At 49.2% G+C, this 18,081-nt stretch carries 15 protein-coding genes and 1 other annotated feature; all 15 genes read right to left on the reverse strand.

Translation table 11 applies throughout. The annotated features are described in order from the left end of the window. Nucleotide 1: 1 nt before the first annotated feature. Complete coding sequence (gene minC, locus ACQSGY_RS13290) at nucleotides 2–664, reverse strand: septum site-determining protein MinC (protein ID WP_216519615.1); 663 nt, start codon at nucleotides 662–664, stop codon at nucleotides 2–4. A 74-nt stretch (nucleotides 665–738) separates the two neighbouring features. Then, nucleotides 739–1,272, reverse strand: coding sequence for a rod shape-determining protein MreD (locus ACQSGY_RS13295; protein WP_427052238.1), 534 nt, complete (start codon nucleotides 1,270–1,272; stop codon nucleotides 739–741). Next, nucleotides 1,272–2,144, reverse strand: coding sequence for a rod shape-determining protein MreC (gene mreC, locus ACQSGY_RS13300; protein WP_216519617.1), 873 nt, complete (start codon nucleotides 2,142–2,144; stop codon nucleotides 1,272–1,274). The genes ACQSGY_RS13295 and mreC overlap by 1 nt, the downstream gene beginning before the upstream one ends. A gap of 181 nt (nucleotides 2,145–2,325) precedes the next feature. Next, the gene (locus ACQSGY_RS13305) at nucleotides 2,326–3,360 is read right to left on the reverse strand and encodes a rod shape-determining protein (protein WP_111268761.1); all 1,035 of its coding nucleotides are present in this window, start codon (nucleotides 3,358–3,360) and stop codon (nucleotides 2,326–2,328) included. A gap of 190 nt (nucleotides 3,361–3,550) precedes the next feature. After that, the gene (gene radC, locus ACQSGY_RS13310) at nucleotides 3,551–4,240 is read right to left on the reverse strand and encodes a RadC family protein (protein ID WP_111268762.1); all 690 of its coding nucleotides are present in this window, start codon (nucleotides 4,238–4,240) and stop codon (nucleotides 3,551–3,553) included. Nucleotides 4,241–4,272: 32 nt separating this feature from the next. After that, nucleotides 4,273–4,887 (reverse strand): Maf family protein, encoded by a 615-nt coding sequence (locus tag ACQSGY_RS13315; protein WP_427052239.1) that lies wholly within the window; start codon nucleotides 4,885–4,887, stop codon nucleotides 4,273–4,275. Between the two features lie 91 nt (nucleotides 4,888–4,978). Continuing rightward, nucleotides 4,979–5,221 carry a DUF4321 domain-containing protein gene (locus ACQSGY_RS13320; protein ID WP_110898900.1) on the reverse strand — a complete coding sequence of 81 codons (243 nt, stop codon included), beginning with the start codon at nucleotides 5,219–5,221 and terminating at the stop codon, nucleotides 4,979–4,981. A 147-nt stretch (nucleotides 5,222–5,368) separates the two neighbouring features. Further along, the gene (locus tag ACQSGY_RS13325) at nucleotides 5,369–6,568 is read right to left on the reverse strand and encodes an SPOR domain-containing protein (RefSeq protein WP_427052240.1); all 1,200 of its coding nucleotides are present in this window, start codon (nucleotides 6,566–6,568) and stop codon (nucleotides 5,369–5,371) included. A 174-nt stretch (nucleotides 6,569–6,742) separates the two neighbouring features. Further along, nucleotides 6,743–8,062 (reverse strand): UDP-N-acetylmuramate--L-alanine ligase, encoded by a 1,320-nt coding sequence (gene murC / locus ACQSGY_RS13330; protein WP_229729930.1) that lies wholly within the window; start codon nucleotides 8,060–8,062, stop codon nucleotides 6,743–6,745. A 56-nt stretch (nucleotides 8,063–8,118) separates the two neighbouring features. Then, complete coding sequence (locus tag ACQSGY_RS13335) at nucleotides 8,119–9,495, reverse strand: bifunctional folylpolyglutamate synthase/dihydrofolate synthase (protein WP_427052241.1); 1,377 nt, start codon at nucleotides 9,493–9,495, stop codon at nucleotides 8,119–8,121. Nucleotides 9,496–9,583: 88 nt separating this feature from the next. Beyond that, nucleotides 9,584–12,247 carry a valine--tRNA ligase gene (locus ACQSGY_RS13340; RefSeq protein ID WP_427052242.1) on the reverse strand — a complete coding sequence of 888 codons (2,664 nt, stop codon included), beginning with the start codon at nucleotides 12,245–12,247 and terminating at the stop codon, nucleotides 9,584–9,586. Between the two features lie 164 nt (nucleotides 12,248–12,411). Then, nucleotides 12,412–12,695, reverse strand: a binding site (T-box leader). 164 nt (nucleotides 12,696–12,859) lie between these two features. Then, a complete protein-coding gene (locus ACQSGY_RS13345) occupies nucleotides 12,860–14,428 on the reverse strand; it encodes a LysM peptidoglycan-binding domain-containing protein (RefSeq protein ID WP_427052243.1) in 1,569 nt (522 codons plus the stop codon). Nucleotides 14,429–14,628: 200 nt separating this feature from the next. Then, nucleotides 14,629–15,549 (reverse strand): RluA family pseudouridine synthase, encoded by a 921-nt coding sequence (locus ACQSGY_RS13350; protein WP_427052244.1) that lies wholly within the window; start codon nucleotides 15,547–15,549, stop codon nucleotides 14,629–14,631. Next, nucleotides 15,546–16,850 carry a glutamate-1-semialdehyde 2,1-aminomutase gene (hemL, locus tag ACQSGY_RS13355; protein ID WP_427052245.1) on the reverse strand — a complete coding sequence of 435 codons (1,305 nt, stop codon included), beginning with the start codon at nucleotides 16,848–16,850 and terminating at the stop codon, nucleotides 15,546–15,548. The genes ACQSGY_RS13350 and hemL overlap by 4 nt, the downstream gene beginning before the upstream one ends. Before the next feature lie 181 nt (nucleotides 16,851–17,031). Then, the gene (hemB, locus tag ACQSGY_RS13360; RefSeq protein ID WP_145405275.1) at nucleotides 17,032–18,033 is read right to left on the reverse strand and encodes a porphobilinogen synthase; all 1,002 of its coding nucleotides are present in this window, start codon (nucleotides 18,031–18,033) and stop codon (nucleotides 17,032–17,034) included. Nucleotides 18,034–18,081: the final 48 nt, after the last annotated feature.

An 18,081-nucleotide genomic window follows, 5' to 3' on the forward strand; every position in this document is an offset into this window, starting at 1 on the left:
GCTACACTCCTTTAAACACATTAAAATCTCGGCGCAACCGAACGATATTGCTCATCTTGTCGATCTGCATCTGATTGTCCTGCAAATAAGCAAATTCCATCCCGGTTTCACGGCTCTCCCATTCATCCGGAGGACGACTGATGACATCTGCAATACGCAGCTGTGTCGGTGCAAAGACCGATGCTGCAATGATGGCTTCCTCGTCCCCGCTGATTCCAGCATGAGCCATACCTCTGAGTGAACCCAAAACATATATATCCCCGGTACACGTCACCGTGCCCCCTGGATTGATATCTCCAAGAAACAGGAGATTACCCTCATGATGAAGCACCTGGCCCGATCGTACCATGCCGCACATCGTCATAATCGGCGGGGGACCTTTGACCTCTTGGATTAGAGCAGGCGAGTCGATGGAGCGAATCAGCAGATTTCCTTTTTGCTTCAAAATATCGAGAATTTCTTCCTTCTGCTCTTCCGTAACTTCTCGCGCTCCCAGCTTGACATCCACATGAACAATCGGTCCGGTCAAAATATTTTGATGGCTGTGTTCCAGCTTATAGCGGAGCTCATAGAGCAATTCCTCGAATTCACATTGATCGTCCAACAGGAAAACCAAGCCGTCTCGGATGCCTTTAATCGTTACGTGATTCGATTTTACCGTCATAAGCCTGTCCCTCCCATCTCATTACATTTCGTGCCCCGGTTCCCAAGTTCCTGCTTCCTGCTCCACAAATGTCATCAGACAGGTTCGTCAGTCTTGCTTCTCGGCTTGCCGATCTTCTCCAGCTGTTTGCGCAGCGGTACATAGATGATCAGGGCAAACACAAAGTGAACAAACAGATTAGGGATCATGTATTCAATCAGTGCCCAGTCAAACGTCACGTGATTGAGCTGAAACAGTTTATACAGGAAAAATAACATCGTATCATTCAGCAAGCTCCCCAGGAGTACAACCGAAACCATAATTGGCATCGGTGCACGAGGTGCTTGAAAAATGAGTCCCATCACATAAGCCGATAACCCCATGGAGAAGCCGTAAGGACCGATCATCTCTCCGTAGAAGACAACGTCGTGCAGAAGCCCGAACAGGATACCCAGCACAAGAGCTGTATGCCGATGATGGTACACAGCAAAAAACAAAATAACGACATAGACCAGATTAGCTGAAATACGCATCTGCCAGGCCGAGGGAATAATCTGCGGCAGGATCGTGTCTTCAGCAATAAACAGAACGAACAGTAACAGAAACAGAACCTGTTTGCGTGTCACCATTACTCTTTAACCTCAGGCGGAATAATTACAATCAGCTCTTTCCAGTCCAGGAAGCTGGCATAAGGCTTAATCAAAGCCGTCTTCGTTAAGCCATATTCGCTTTTCTCCACACTTTTCACTTCGCCAATACGCATATACTTCGGAAAATTGTTGATGATACCGGATGAGATAATCTCATCGCCCTCTGCTATGTTGGAGTCCTCCGCAATTTTGGTCATCTTCAGCATGCCGCTCTTCGGATCATAACTCTCGATCATACCAAACACTTTCTCTTTGCCAACTGCGGTAGCCGCGATTGCATTTGAAGTGGGATCATTCGCATCCATTGAAGTTAATAGATTTACTGTGGACGTATAAGCACTGACATGACTAATAACTCCGACCAAACCTTCCTGTGAAGTCACGGCCATACCCGGTTTAATGCCAGCATTTTCCCCGATATCAATATTGATCGATCTGCTGTTCGGGTCCGAATTGGCACTGATCACCTGCGCAATTCGGGAACCATAGTTGTATCGATTTTCCTGCTCTTTAGTAAAATTGAGCGTTTTCTCCAACTGCTTGTTTTTCTGCTCCAGCTCATTGTACTTCAACCGATCACGCGTATAGTGTCCCATTGCAATACGGAGCTTTTCATTTTCCTCATACACCGCACGCATGTTCGCTACATCTTTGAAAAAGCCCGCTACATAAGAAGCGGGCTTGTAAAATACGTATTGTACAAATCCAACGGAATCCTTCAGGAATTTCTCCGGCCAGGATAAAGTGGCACGCGGACTAAGCGTAAAGCCCATCAACGCGATAAATGTAACAAGGCCCACCAGCAAAACAAAAAGTCTTTTGTTGCCTAGCAGTTTAAACAGTTCCAACACCCTCTAACATCCATTATTCTCTTCCGAGCTTGGCCCGGCGGGGAGACATCAGATCTGCAGTCCCTGCGAGAATATCAGCTGACCCTCCCCTGTTAAGCGGGTTATAGCTCTCCCGGGATCCCCGGGCACTCTGCATTAATACGCCGCTACCTGATTCGAAGTCAGGCAGACAAGCTGCCAATTAACGCTTGGAACGAACTGCTGAACTGCTTCTGCTTTTGAACATATGAATATTTTCCAGTGCTTTACCGGTTCCAATCGCAACGCAATCAAGCGGATTCTCTGCAACAATAACAGGCATGCCTGTCTCTCCAGCGAGCAGCTTGTCCAGATTACGCAGCAATGCTCCGCCGCCAGTCAGCACAATTCCGCGGTCCATAATATCGGCAGCAAGCTCAGGAGGGCATTTCTCCAGCGTTACTTTTACCGCTTCAATAATTGCATTCACGGTATCTGCCAGTGCTTCGCTGATCTCATCCGAAGTAATTGTAATGGTCTTAGGCAGACCCGTCACGAGGTCACGTCCACGAATCTCCATCGTTTCTACCTGCTCCAATGGCATAGCTGATCCAATATCCATTTTGAGCTGCTCGGAAGTACGCTCACCGATCATCAAATTATATTGACGTTTGATATATTGAATGACCGATTCATCCATCTCATCACCTGCAACACGTACAGAACGGCTGGTTACAATTCCGCCAAGCGAGATAACTGCCACTTCCGTCGTACCGCCACCAATATCAACAACCATGCTACCTGTTGGCTCCCATACTGGCAGGTCTGCACCAATTGCAGCCGCAAACGGCTCTTCAATCGTATAAGCCTCACGTGCGCCGGCTTGCTTGGTAGCATCTTCAACCGCACGCTGTTCTACCGCCGTAATACCGGATGGTACACAGACCATCACGTTTGGATGGCGTTGGAACATGGAACGCTGCTTCTGTGCCTGACGAATAAAATATTTGATCATCGTTGCAGTTGTATCGAAGTCAGCGATAACGCCATCTTTCATTGGGCGAATGGCACGGATGTTGCCAGGTGTACGTCCGATCATTTTTTTGGCTGACTCACCCACTGCCTCAATGCTTTTGGTATCCGTACGGAGAGCAACCACCGAAGGTTCACGCACCACAATTCCTTTACCCCGTACATAAACCAGCGTATTCGCTGTCCCCAAGTCAATACCCAAGTCTTTCGTAAAACCACCAAACATAACGTATTCTCCTTTTCTGCCTCATATTGCCGCTGCTGCTTCATTCGCAGAGCGTAATTGTTATTTCCACGGAACCGTGGAGCTAATATTCGCATTTGTTTCATTGTTGAATCTTAAATAAAGTGAACCTATCTATGACGGACATGTCCGTGATCATTCATAGGAAAAAACATCAACGCCAACCATTATATTATACCAAGCCCTTCTCCTTCAAACTTACATAGGTTCCATCACCGATAACAAGGTGGTCCAGCACGTCAATACCCACGATAGCACCAGCTTCAATCAGTCTCTTCGTTATCTGAATATCTTCCGGGCTGGGCGTTGGATCACCGCTTGGATGGTTATGTGCACAAACAATTGAGGCACTGCTACATTTGATGGCGGCCCGAAATACTTCACGCGGATGTACAATCGAAGCATTAAGGCTGCCCATGGAGAGTGTTTCCTGAGCAATAATATGATTTTTACTGTTGAGAAAAAGACATACAAAATGTTCTTTTTGCAAATAACGCAGCTGTTCCATCAAAATATCCGCAGCATCACGTGGAGTTCGAATGCACGTTGAAGGTGCCAGCCGGCTCTTGGCAATGCGATGTCCCAGTTCAATACCTGCTTTGAGCTGCACAGCCTTGGCTTGTCCTATGCCCCTCATAGCTGTCAATTCTTCAAGACTCAGATCCATCAGCGAGCGAACTCCACCCGCATCATTCAATATCCGCTGGGCCATATGCACCGCAGATTCCTGTCTTGTTCCCGTTCGAAGTAAAATAGCCAGCAGTTCGGCATGGCTCAAGGCGCCCGCCCCATATTCCATCATGCGTTCTCTCGGGCGTTCTTCCTGGGGGATGTCGCGCATCATGTATTGAGCCGACTCCATATGTTCCCTCTTTTCACAGTATTCGATTGGGTTTACTGCCTTGGCAGCACATATACTCCGAAGCCTTCAAGCATATCGCTAAGTAAAGATAACGGCAGGCCTACCACATTAAAATAACATCCTTCAATGTGGTCGATCAGTGAAGCGCCGATACCTTGAATAGCGTATGATCCTGCTTTGTCGGAAGGCTCCCCCGTTTGTACATACGCACGGATCGTCGCTTCCGAAAGCTTCTTCATCGTTACATTGGTCTGACGATAGTGCACGACCGAATGTCCAGTGCCTGCATCAATACATGCAACGCCCGTGAACACACGGTGCTCCCGCCCTTGCAGCCGAGACAGCATACGTTCGGCATCAGCAGCATCAACCGGTTTGCCCAAAATTTCATTGTCCAGCACAACAATCGTGTCACTGCCAACGATAATCGCTTCCTGCCGGTTCCCCTCGAGTCCGCGATACACAGCAAGCGCCTTGCGCATTGCAAGTTCCTGTACCGTCTGCTCCGGTGTCCAGTCCGAAGTTGTATGCTCGTCTGCATGACTTGGTATAACTTCAAACGCTAGATGGAGTGATGCGATCAGTTCTTTACGCCGCGGCGATGTGGAGGCCAGAATAATCGGGCGCTGCTCTGTGTTATTCAACATTAACGGCTCCTTATACTACGGCAACACCTGTCTTAATCACTGGATAATAGATGTCACTGGTTTATTTTTTTTGTCAACATTCGTCATTCTCCTACAGTCTGCGATACAGCCATATGGCCGCGATAATGCCGATCAGACTCAGAAGGCTCATTTGAAATTGAAATGAAAGGTCATAACTGAAAATATCCAGATCAGCCTGAGGTGACCATCGAATCGTTGTGACCTTGGTTAAAAAGGCTACCGCCTTTACAGGCTGCAGTGCCTTGGCGATCCACGCTCCAGCCATCCAGCCAAGCAGCAGAAACAATAATAATACGCCGAAGTTTTTTTTCATCGGTTAATCTTCCCTCGCCATTTTTTGACACCCACATTATTATACGGGGTTTTGTACGTCAATACAAACACAAATCCGGCAGGGGGAACTATTTCCAGTTCCTTGCCGGAGAGGGATTTTAGGACCTTGTTATGAGAACAGTTCCGCTTACTGTTTGATTGCCTCAAGCCACTTTTTCTGCTGCAGCACATACTGCATCAAATCGGACTGTACTGCCCACATATGAACAGCATCCGGATTTTTATTGTATTCGGCAATGGCCGTTATCGCACTGTTCATTGATTTTTCCATACTCGAAACAACCGGCTGTACCTCTGACGTCATTCCAGGGGAAAGGCTCTTCAGACCGTTCAACCACGTTTGGTGCTGATTCGACAATACTTGCATCGTTTCTGGTGCTATAGCCGCCTGAACAGATTGACCCAGCTGCTGGATCGATAATGTGGATAACTGATCCACGAGAGCCGAGCTGTTTTTAAAAAAAAGAGAGGCATCCTCCTGCTTGCTTCCAAATATGGCCGGATTCACTTCAGGGTTAACGATTTCCTTGACATACAATTCGACCCCCTGGGACTTCAATCTCGTACTGAGCAGCTTGGCTTCTTCGCGATCAGCTGAGATGCCTGCGTAAACACGATTACCGTCATCAGGGTCCGTACCCGCAGCTATTCCCGCCTGGGTAAGCTCAAGCTTGGCCTGCTCCGCCCGTTCCGGGGAGCTGAACACCCCGTATTGAAGAGCATAGTAGGTGCCGCCTGCAGAAGACGTTACAAGCTGCCCTGTGGTCGCAGCCGTTTCCTCCTGACCTGTTACAGCAGATGTCGTTTGATTCACGGGCAGCATCTCATCCGGTTTTGTCATACCTTCCTTGTTAAAAAAGGACAGAATAACCATGCCGAACAGTGCTCCGGTCACCAATGCACCTGAAATTGATCCGAGCATCTTCCAGCCTCTGGGCGGGCGAATACGTTTATAGGAATAATTATTGGATTCGGCTATCCAGTTATGACCCTGATCCAGATCAAATTCATAATCATCATTGCGGTGGTCCAGCAAATGGTTATCATCTTTGGTTCGCACGGATTCGAGATGATGCAACTCAGTACGGGAGGCATCTGCCAGAATCGTTCCTCCCCAGTCAACAGGCATGTCCTCTGCTGGCCATGTCGGTCCTGTGCTGCTTCTTTTTACACTGCTCATTTCTGATTCAGGTTTCGGTGGTTCTTCTACTACAAATGGCACGTCTTCGGGATTTGTCAACAGTGGGCTGTAAGCCTGCATCTCCTTACTCTGAAGCTTGTCCGACTCTTGATTACCGAAGCGAAACGTCATTCTGGCATTGCTCACCCGTACCCTCTCCTTTGTCCCCTTTGTACCAGCTATATGCAAGCATTGCGCACGATATTCTATAGAATTTACGGTAACCCTTGTTTGCTTGAAAATGAACTGCTCCAAACCAAAAACGCCTGGCTTCATAAAGAAGACAGACGTTTGGCATTACGAACCTGCAAAATCCGGTGTTTATTTCAACCCTTTGGCGAGTGCATCGCCCACCTTCCAGATATCCCCTGCGCCCATCGTAAGCACAAGATCTCCCGGCTGCAGCCGTGGCTGAAGATCAGCGACAACCTCTTCTTTTGTTGGAAGATATCTTGCCGATGCGTTGCTGTTCTGTACAATCAGTTCCACCAATCTGGCGGAATGCACACCTTCAATCTGCTTTTCGCCCGCAGGAGAGTAGATGTCGGTAATCAGTACCTCATCTGCTTCGGCAAATGCCCGGCTGAAGGCATCCAGCAGGAAAAATGTACGTGTGTAACGCTGCGGCTGGAATACAGCGATGATGCGTTTGCCCGTTGCCTTGGCTGCACTGATCGTAGCTTCGATCTCCGTAGGATGGTGAGCATAATCGTCAATAATTAGCATGTCACGTGCCTCACCCAGCACCTGGAATCTGCGTTTGGCCCCATGAAATTGTACAATCGCTGCTGTAATCTGTTCAAAAGGTATGCCTGCTTCAAGACAAGTAATTACAGTAGCCATCGCATTATAGACGTTATGCTTGCCTGGTACAGATAACTCCACCGTTCCCATAGCAGTACCCTGATGATTCATCGTGAAGGAAATCCGGCGATCCCCGAGCATGATATCTGTTGCTGTGTAGTCTGCGGCCTGATCAATACCATAGGTTGTTACACGGGATTGAAGATGCGGCAGAATCGCCTGCACATTCTCATCATCCGCACATACGATGGCGGTACCCTCTGGACGAATCTGACTGAGGAATTGCACATATGCTTTCTTGAGTTCCTCAAAGTCACTGTTGTAATTCTCCAGATGATCCGCTTCAATGTTCGTAACGATGCCAAGCCACGGATGGTACTGCAAAAAGGAGCCGTCGCTCTCATCCGCTTCGGCTACAACCCACTCGCCTTGACCTGCTTTGGCATTCGTACCGAGATTCATAATCTCTCCGCCAATAATATAGGTCGGATCGGTATCACATTGCTCCATGACAAGTGCAATCATGGAAGACGTTGTTGTTTTACCATGCGCTCCTGCAACTGCTACACCCTTGCGTTCGTTTAATAAACGCGCCAGCATCTGTGCGCGATGAAGAATAGGAATGTTAAGCTGCTGAGCAGCTACACGTTCCACATTATCCGCAGGAGCCGCTGTCGAGTAGACTACCAGATCCGCTCCGTTCACATGCTCTGCGGTATGTCCAATATATATTTTCGCCCCTTTGGCTGCCAGCTTCTCCGTCAATTCCTGTGAAGCGACATCCGATCCGGTAACGGTGTATCCCATCTCCAGCATAACCCGGGCGATGGCACTCATGCCATAACCGCCAATCCCTATAAAATGAACGTGTTCCGATGTGTTTAACAAAACTTTCACCAACCTTTTTCAGAATCGGTTTGATGCAAAAGGGCTGCCCGCACGTCTGCAATCAGATAAAGCGTGCCGGAAACCACCCCCAGATCCTCCGCTTCCGTCCGTGACTTCAATAGATCAAGTGCCTTAGCCCAATCGGGCTCGACGATGATTTCCAGTTCCTTTTTCGCAGTGGCGGGACGTACCCGCTCTACAATCTGCAGCAGTTCAGCTGCAGCCAATTTGCGTCGGAAATCTGGCTCGGTCAGGATCAGCGTATCCACTAGTGGCAGTATATGCTGCAAATACGCTTCATGATGCTTATTCGCCAGCATACCCATCATCAAAATTAACTTTTTTTGGGGATATACGTCGATAATGCTCTTGGCTAATGATTCCGCCCCTTCAGGATTATGGGCTCCATCCAGTACAATCAAGGGATTGCCGCTGATTTGCTCAAATCTTCCTGCCCAGAAGGCATTCTCGAAGCCAAGCTTAATATCGTCTTCATCCAGCATGAACGCCATGTACTGCCGAAGCACCTCAAGAGCCATAAATGCGGCCGCAGCATTGTCACACTGATATACACCTTGCATACGAATTTGAATCTGCATATCACGGAACGGTCCCGTAAACTGGAAGCTTTGTCCTTCCTTGCTGCTCTCCAGCCTGCGGTAAGAGAACTGCTCCCCTGCCAAATACACCGTAGATCGCAGCTGCTGCGCTCTCTCTTGAATTACCTTCACGGCCTCAGGCTGTGAGACACAGGTCACGACGGGAACCCCCGGCTTGATGATGCCCGCCTTTTCATACGCAATCTGCTCGATGGTGTCTCCAAGCACATCTGTATGATCCATACCGATGTTGGTAATCACGGACACAACGGGCGTAACAATGTTCGTTACGTCCATCCTTCCCCCCAGCCCAGTCTCCCATACCACAATATCAGGGTAACACTCTTCCGCATAGTACAGCAGTGCCAGAGCTGTGGATACTTCAAACATCGTGGGTGAACCCAGCGGCGTGGAAGCCATCTCCGCTACAAGCGGACGCAAGCGATTCGACAGTTTCAGCAGAACCTCTTCAGGAATGTCCTCACCGTTGTATTGAAAGCGATTGGTGAACTTGGTGATATAAGGCGATGTAAATGTCCCCACGTCATATCCCGCCTGCAGCAGCACTGACGTCAAAAAAGCGCAAGTCGAACCTTTGCCGTTCGTTCCCGCGACATGAATGAATTTGAGTCGTTGATGCGGATTGCCAAGCTGTACCATCAGGCTCTCAATTCGTTCGAGCCCAGGCCGGATGCCAAAAGGAATAAGGCCATTGATCCAGTCCACGGCCTCGTCATACGTTCGTAAAGGAGTTGCTGTATCTCTCGCATTTAATTCCGTCATCTGATTCACCTTCGGTTCCCTGTTTGATTAATGATTGAAAAAAGCAGCCGGATGGCGCAAGCAAGCACTCCATCCGACCCTTTGGATATTACCCTTTCAGCTCTTTAATCCGTGCAATGACTTTATCCCGTTTATCGGAATAATCTGCTTGTTTGGCACGTTCTTCCTCGATCACCTTAGCCGGAGCCTTGGCTACGAAGCCTTCATTCGCCAGTTTTTTCTCTACACGGAGCACTTCACTTTCGAGGTTCTGCAGTTCCTTCTCCAGTCTGGCCACTTCCTGCTCAATATCAATCAGACCCGCCAGCGGCAAGTACAGTTCTGCTCCTGTAATGATTGCGGTCATGGCTTTATCCGGAGAACTCAGATCCAGTCCGCTCTCAAATTCTGAAGTGTTACAGAATCGCTTGATATAATGGCTGTTGCGCTCAATGATGCTCGATGTTTCATCATTATTCGCTTTAACCATCAATTCAATTTTTTTGCTCATAGGTACGTTCACTTCTGCACGAATATTCCGGACAGCGCGAATCGTATCCATCAGCAGGTTCATCTCGGCAACAGCTCCCGGATTCTCCAGTGCAGGGTCATATACCGGCCATGAAGCAAGTGTAATTGTTTCCCCTTCATGAGGCAGATGCTGCCAGATTTCTTCCGAGATATACGGCATGAACGGATGAATCAGGCGCATTGTCTGATCCAGTACATAAGCCAGGACCGATTGTGTTTTCTTCTTCGCCACCGGATCTTCTCCGTAGAAGGACAGCTTGGCGAATTCGATGTACCAGTCACACAGATCATCCCAGATGAAGTTGTACAGGACACGGCCTGTTTCCCCAAACTCGTACGCATCGATTAGACGCGTAATATCGCGGGAAGTTTCGTTCAGGCGATGCAAAATCCAATAATCGGCCGTACCAAGCTCGCCGCTGATATCACGATCTTCGAAAGTAAATCCTTCCAGATTCATCAGCGCGAACCGTGAAGCGTTCCAGATTTTGTTGGCAAAGTTACGCGCCTGTTCAACCCGCTCCCACCGGAAACGCAAGTCCTGTCCAGGTGTGCTGCTGGTCGAGATCATGTATCGCATCGCATCTGCGCCATACTTCTCGATCACATCCAGCGGGTCTACACCGTTCCCCAGCGATTTGGACATTTTTCGTCCATCAGCATCACGCACAAGACCGTGCATCAAAACATCCTTGAACGGAATCTCATCCGTGAATTCCAAAGCAGTGAAAATCATACGAGCTACCCAGAAATAGATGATGTCATATCCGGTAACAAGTACATTGGTTGGATAATAGCGCTTGAGGTCTTCCGTATTTTCTGGCCAGCCCAATGTGGAAAACGGCCACAGCGCAGAGCTGAACCACGTATCCAGAACATCTTCATCCTGTCTCAGCTTGCGGCCTGCGTACTCAGGCATCGTTGTTGGGTCTTCAGCAGTGACAATGATCTCACCTGTCTCTTCATCGTACCAGGCCGGAATGCGGTGTCCCCACCACAGTTGACGGGAAATACACCAGTCCCGAACGTTCTCGATCCAGTTCAAATATGTTTTCTCAAAACGATCCGGTACAAAGTTAACACCTTCGCCGCTTTGCTGTTTCTTGATTGCTCTCTCGGCAAGTGGTTTCATCTCTACGAACCATTGTGTGGAAAGGTACGGCTCAACTACGGCTCCGGTACGTTCACTGTGCCCTACCTGATGCATATGATCTTCGATGTTGATCAGTACACCCTGTTCTTTGAGATCTGCAACGATCTGCTTGCGGCATTCGCTGCGATCCAGTCCCTGATATTTGCCTGCTTCGGCGTTCATCGTGCCGCTTTCGTCCATGACTGTAATCTGAGGCAGGTTATGACGCAAACCTACTTCAAAGTCGTTCGGATCATGTGCCGGTGTAATCTTAACCGCACCGCTACCGAACTCTTTGTCTACATAGTCATCCGCAATTACCGGAATCTCGCGCCCGAGGATCGGCAGCACAAGCGTTTTGCCAATCATGTCTGCATAGCGCTCATCCTTAGGGTGAACAGCAACAGCGGTATCACCAAGCATCGTCTCCGGACGAGTCGTTGCCACGGTAATGTAACCACTTCCGTCACTGAGCGGATAACGCAGGTGGTAGAGATGTCCTTGAACTTCTTTATATTCAACTTCAATGTCCGAAAGTGCCGTACGGTTTACCGGGTCCCAGTTAATAATGCGTTTACCGCGATAAATGAGACCTTTCTCGTATAACTGTACGAAGACTTTACGAACAGCTTTGGACAGACCTTCATCCAGCGTGAAACGTTCACGTGAATAATCCAGCGAAAGCCCCATTTTACCCCATTGCTGACGAATGGTTGTGGCATACTGGTCTTTCCAGTCCCATACTTTCTCCAGAAACTTCTCGCGTCCCAGATCATAACGTGTCAAACCCTCTTCACGAAGCTTCTGCTCCACCTTCGTTTGAGTAGCAATACCTGCATGGTCAGAGCCCGGCAGCCACAGAGCGTCGTAACCCTGCATGCGCTTTGTACGAATGAGGATATCCTGCAGTGTGAAGTCGAGTGCATGCCCGATATGAAGCATACCCGTTACGTTCGGGGGTGGGATTACGATCGTGTACGGCTCGGCATCCTTGCGCTTGCCCGCTTGAAAATAACCACGCTCCGTCCATGCGGAGTACCATTTGTCTTCTGCCGCCTTCGGATCATATGTGGTTGGCATTTCTGTTGTTGCTTTTTTTTGTTCAGACATGTGTCATTCCTCCGTTACTTCATCATCATGGCCTCGAAAACGATCATTAAAGCACCTAAAACCTTGATTAAAGCACCTAAAATCATCATTAGGGCACCTAAAATCATCACTAAAGCACCTAAAATCATCATTAAGCCAAAAAAAACAAAAAAACCTTTCATCCCTCAAAGGACGAAAGGTTAGCTTTCGCGGTACCACCTTTGTTTCACGCAAACAGCAGGACAAACAACTCATCCTCTGATTCAGGCGTGACACTTCAAGCAGATAACGGCTGCGACCGGCCCATCCTACCTCCGAGGTTAAAAACCATAAAAAGCTTGCACCTCAAGTGCTCAAACAGGCAACTCCCGGGCGACTTCGATCAGTTGGCTCCTGCGGAATCTCACAGCGCATCGATCCCACTCTCTGAAAGGTCATACTGTCTACTACTCCCGATCCACGTCATTATTCAAAAAAACCTAAACACATCATACCTTGCTCGTGCACGATAGTCAACCTGGCAGCAGCGGAACCTGAATGTAGAGAAAAGAATTCGCTGGAAAACAAACAAAACCCGCAATCCCTGCAAAGGATTACGGGCGTTCTGGCTGCCAATTTCGGCGGCAAGTGGATTTAAGGTATATACAGAATTTGTCCTTCTTCAACAACCTGTTCTGTCAAACGATTATACAGCTGCAGCTCTCGGGTACTGAGTTGATAACGATCAGCAATAGCGTCAAGTGTATCCTCACGCTGCACAATGCAGAGCTTCACTTTGCGGAACGGATTCTGATCTACAATGGTGCCGAGGAACAGATTTTTCCACTCAACCTCTTCGGTCTGGCTCTCATCTTCAGGAACCGCTCCAGCAGGAGCCTCTTCCGTACGCTCTCCATCAGCTTCGCGAGCACTGCGGCCAGACGAGGCTAACAGTGAGGAAATACCCACTCCTTCTTCAGATCTTGTTGACGATTCTTTTTTGCTGCCAAAAGCAACCTTCAGCTCCGGCTTGTCTTCCGCCTCGGCGATTGGTTCAGGAATAGATTCTTCATTCTGCAGCAAAGCCTCTTCTTCCGCGGTCTCCGTTACAATCCGCTCCACTTCTACGTTAACTGCTTCAGAGGAGGAAAAAACATCCTGCCAGTTCTCTGTCTGCACCTGAGCTGGGGCACTGCCAGCATCCTGCTCTCCTTGCTGACCGCCTGACCTTGCTTCCTCAAAGTGCCATACCTCGGGCGCATGCGCCTCCAATGGTTTCCGTTCCTCTTCTGAACGGAGCGGCACAGCAGATTCCGTACTGGATGACGTTGCATTCTCTAAACTGCTTCCCATTGCATTCTCTAAACTACTTCCTATTGAAGGTCCAGACCAGACTGCCGTGGCTTCGCCTTCAATTGGAAGCAGCGGTTCAGATTCAGGATACGAAGCAAGTCTGTCTGCTGTCTCCGCCAGGAATGACGAGATTGGCGTAGGGGCTTCGTCGTTTGGATCAGCTGCCGGACTCCAATCAGACTGTAACCGTTCTTCCTGATTCGGTTCTGTCTGAACCCTCAAGGACAAATCAGCGGATTCAGGGGAACCGTACGCAGCAAGCTCTGCCGCATTTGCCAGCTCTTCCTCCTCCCCCCGCTGGACCTGCACCTGCTGCTCATAAGCTTGATCCGTTCTGCCAAGCTGCTGGTACTGCTCTAACGAATCATATTGTCCCGGTTGCTCGTACTGCTCCGATTGTGCTGATGCCTCGGTCTGTCCGAGCTCGTCTGCCCGGCTGTCCGGCTGAGCTTCAGGTGAATGCACCACTGTGAATTCATCTGCTGTCCACACCTGCGGCTCCTCTACCGGAAAACCTTCAATGCCTCGCAGAGACAATACTCCCGTAATGTTCAAGCTTCGGCTGGACAACAGATCCACATCAAAATTTTCAATCTCGATGGAAATATCATCAATGGATCTAACCCTGTTAAGCGGCACCGTAATTTCAACAGGAATAAAATGCTTTAATTCCTCCGATTCTTCGCTTTCCCCCCGGTACGCTCCTGTAAGCAGCAGATGCCCCCGCAAGGTGGCATGGTCGTCCTGTCCAATGACCTGAATGCGTGGATACAGCTCAATTTCCTCCAGTTCCTCAATGGCAGGCACTCCCTCAGACAAATGAACGCGCTCATAAATATCGAACCGCAAACCATAAGGTTGATTCAACAAAGGTGGCGTCCTCCTTTCGGCATATATTCACCATGATCCTTCTCATGGGACTGATCCATGGTCCAATCCTTCGTTACCCATCTATATGCCTTAAATGGGATGGGCATGCCACCTTTTGTGAAAAGCCTGCTCAGATTTCAATCCTCATTTCATGATGAGAGTTTAAGCGAACGTTGAAAACAAAAAAACGGACCCGTTAATCAGGTCCGCTCTCCGCGGGTGTTATTTTCCCTTGCAGCCAATTGTTCAAAATCCGCTGGCCACGGGTCTTGTACTTCAATTAATGCTCCCGTCAAAGGATGATTAAAGCTCAGCTTTTCACCATGCAGTGCCTGCCTGCCAATAACATCCGAACGCCCTCCGTACAGCTTGTCCCCTACAAGAGGATGTCCGACATAACTAAGATGCACACGGATTTGATGTGTACGTCCCGTCTCCAGCTTCAAGCGTACGAGTGTTGCTCTCTCCCATACATGCACAATGCTCACATGAGTAACAGCATCCTGGCCTCCATCGGAAACACGTCTGCGCTGCTTATGATGCCTGTCCTTGCCGATGGGCGCATCAATGGTGCGAAGTTCAGGCGAAACTTGGCCGTCAGCGATGGCAACATACTGGCGATCAATGGTTTTTCGACGCATCGCTTCGTCCAGTATGGCGAGTGCAAATGCATTTTTGGCATATAAAACAGGGCCTGTCGTATCTTCATCCAAACGATGAACATGACGTACACTCGTTTCAATGCCGTTCATCTCGTAATATGAGGCTACAGCATGATCCAGTGTAATGGCCTGATCCTCACGGGTTCCATCCGGGTGAAGCTTCATGCCAGCCGGTTTATGCACAACGAGACAGAAATCATCCTCGTACAGTACATTCAGATCAGCCCATCGCGGCTCCACACCCAGCGGCTGAACAGCAAAAAGGGCCAGCCGAAGCCGGTCCCCTGCTAGCTGTATACCCTGCGTTGCCTTGAGCTGGCGAAGCAGCTTCTCCGGGAATTGAAGCTCGGACAGAAGCCATTGGTCGGCGGCAGCCTGTCTGTCTTCTTTTCCAGTGACCGCCTTGCCCGGCATCAGCTCAAGCCATTGTCCGCGGCGTTTCCAGCTTTTGATGCTCATAATGATTGCAAAGCCTTGCGGTTCGCCTCAATGGTATCTTCGATATCCTGCTCTGTATGCACACCAGATACAAACATCCCCTCATACTGGGAAGGAGCAACACTGACGCCATGATCGATCATGGCTGCAAAATAACGGCGGAACTGATCCAGGTTGCTTTCCTTCGCAATATCATAGTTCGTTACCGGTACAGCACTGAAAAATGGACATACCATTGAACCGACACGGTTAATCGTTACCGCAACGCCTGCTTCTGCTGCATTTTTCTCGAATCCGGCCTGCAAACGTGCAGACAACATCTCCAGACGATCGTATACTTCCGGTGTCAAAAGTTTCAGCGTGGTATAACCCGCTGCCATCGCGAGCGGATTACCGCTTAACGTTCCCGCCTGATAGATCGGCCCGGTCGGTGCAATCTGCTCCATCAGATCCCTGCGTCCGCCATAAGCACCTACTGGAAGTCCGCCGCCAATCACTTTACCCAGACAAGTCAGATCCGGTGTAACGCCGAATCGTCCTTGGGCGCAGTTCAAACCTACACGGAATCCGGTCATCACCTCGTCAAAGATCAGCAAACTGCCATACTCGGTAGTCACGCCGCGCAAGCCTTCCAGAAAACCGGCAACCGGAGGTACTACCCCCATATTCCCTGCAACTGGCTCCACGATGACAGCGGCGATCTCTTCTCCGAATCGTTCAAAAGCAAGGCGCACGGATTGCATATCATTATAAGGCACCGTGATCGTATTCAGGGCTACCCCCTCTGGAACTCCAGGGCTGTCCGGCAATCCGAGTGTTGCCACACCCGATCCAGCCTTGATCAACAAGCTGTCAGCATGACCATGGTAGGAGCCTTCAAATTTCAAAATCTTGCTGCGTCCGGTTACACCACGTGCCAGTCGAATGGCACTCATCGTTGCTTCTGTACCTGAATTCACCATGCGTACGATATCAATGGATGGTACACGCTCACACACAAGCTTGGCCATTTCTGTCTCAAGCAGCGTTGGTGCACCAAAGCTTGTGCCTTTCAGAGCAGTCTCGCGCAGTGCCTCAACAACCTCGGGATGGGCATGTCCCATAATCAGCGGTCCCCATGAACCTACATAGTCAATGAACACATTGCCATCAATATCATAGATTTTGGAACCTTCTCCGCGCTCGGCATAGATCGGCGTGAGTCCCACCGATTTGAATGCACGAACCGGGCTGTTGACCCCTCCGGGTATGTACTGCTTGGCTTCTTCGAATGCGCTGCGTGAGCGCTCATCATTGCGGCGATTGCTTTGTTGTGCAGTCATGAACATCCTCCTTAATGTAACGGCCTCGCCTTGCAGAAAGAATGATGCATCCTAATTGCTGGATCAAATAAATAGTTCAACTTATACATTATGCTGCATCTTTCTCTAACAAGAGCAAGACCTATGGGTTTTATTTGTATACATAAACACGGTCGATAGTTACCACAGGGTGGACACCGATTTATTTTTCAGCCAGCCAGCGGGATGCATCTTTGGCGTAATAGGTAATGATCATATCTGCCCCTGCGCGTTTCATACTCAGCAAAATTTCCATAGCTACCTTTTTCTCATCAATCCATCCCTGGATTGCGGCAGCCTTCACCATGGCATACTCACCGCTTACGTTGTAAGCCACAAGAGGGAGATCAAACTGATCCTTGATCGTACGCATAATATCCAGATAGGACAGGGAAGGTTTCACCATCAGCATGTCCGCTCCCTCAAGCACATCCGTCTCAGCCTCGCGCAGCGCTTCCCGAGCATTGGCCGGGTCCATCTGATATGACTTCCGATCTCCGAATTGCGGAGTGGAATCCGCGGCTTCACGGAATGGGCCGTAAAATGCCGAAGCATATTTGACGGAATAGGACATGATTGGAATATGGTTAAATCCATGCTCATCAAGCCCTGCACGAATGGCCTGTACAAAACCATCCATCATGTTGGAAGGGGCAATAATATCTGCACCCGCTTTCGCTTGCGATACCGCCGTTTTCACAAGTAACTCCAGCGACTCGTCATTCAGCACATCACCGCAGATGTGTCCGTCCACCTCGGTTGTGTGAACCATTCCGCAGTGTCCATGATCCGTAAATTCGCAAAGGCATGTATCGGCAATAACCAGTAGCTCAGGATACCAGGATTTGATCAATCTTGTAGCTTCCTGCACTATGCCATCCTCTGCAAACCCGGATGAGCCTACACTGTCCTTCGTTTCCGGAATCCCAAACAGCAGCACAGCCGGAATACCCAGTTCAGCAATTTCCTTCACTTCTTCTTGCAGACGATCCAGCGAGAAACGGAATACGCCTGGCATGGACTTGATCTCGGACTTCACATCTTTACCATATGTCACGTAGATCGGTTGAATGAAATCATCCACCGTCAGATGTGTCTCTCTCACCATATTACGAATGCCTGCCGATTGACGTAACCGGCGATGACGTACGATTGGAAAGCCCATGTACACTCTACCTCCTGAAATTTCTTTTTATAGTCGAGCGATGAGGAC

The sequence above is a fragment of the Paenibacillus sp. TC-CSREp1 genome (genome assembly GCF_050171015.1).
Lineage (GTDB): Bacteria > Bacillota > Bacilli > Paenibacillales > Paenibacillaceae > Paenibacillus > Paenibacillus silvae.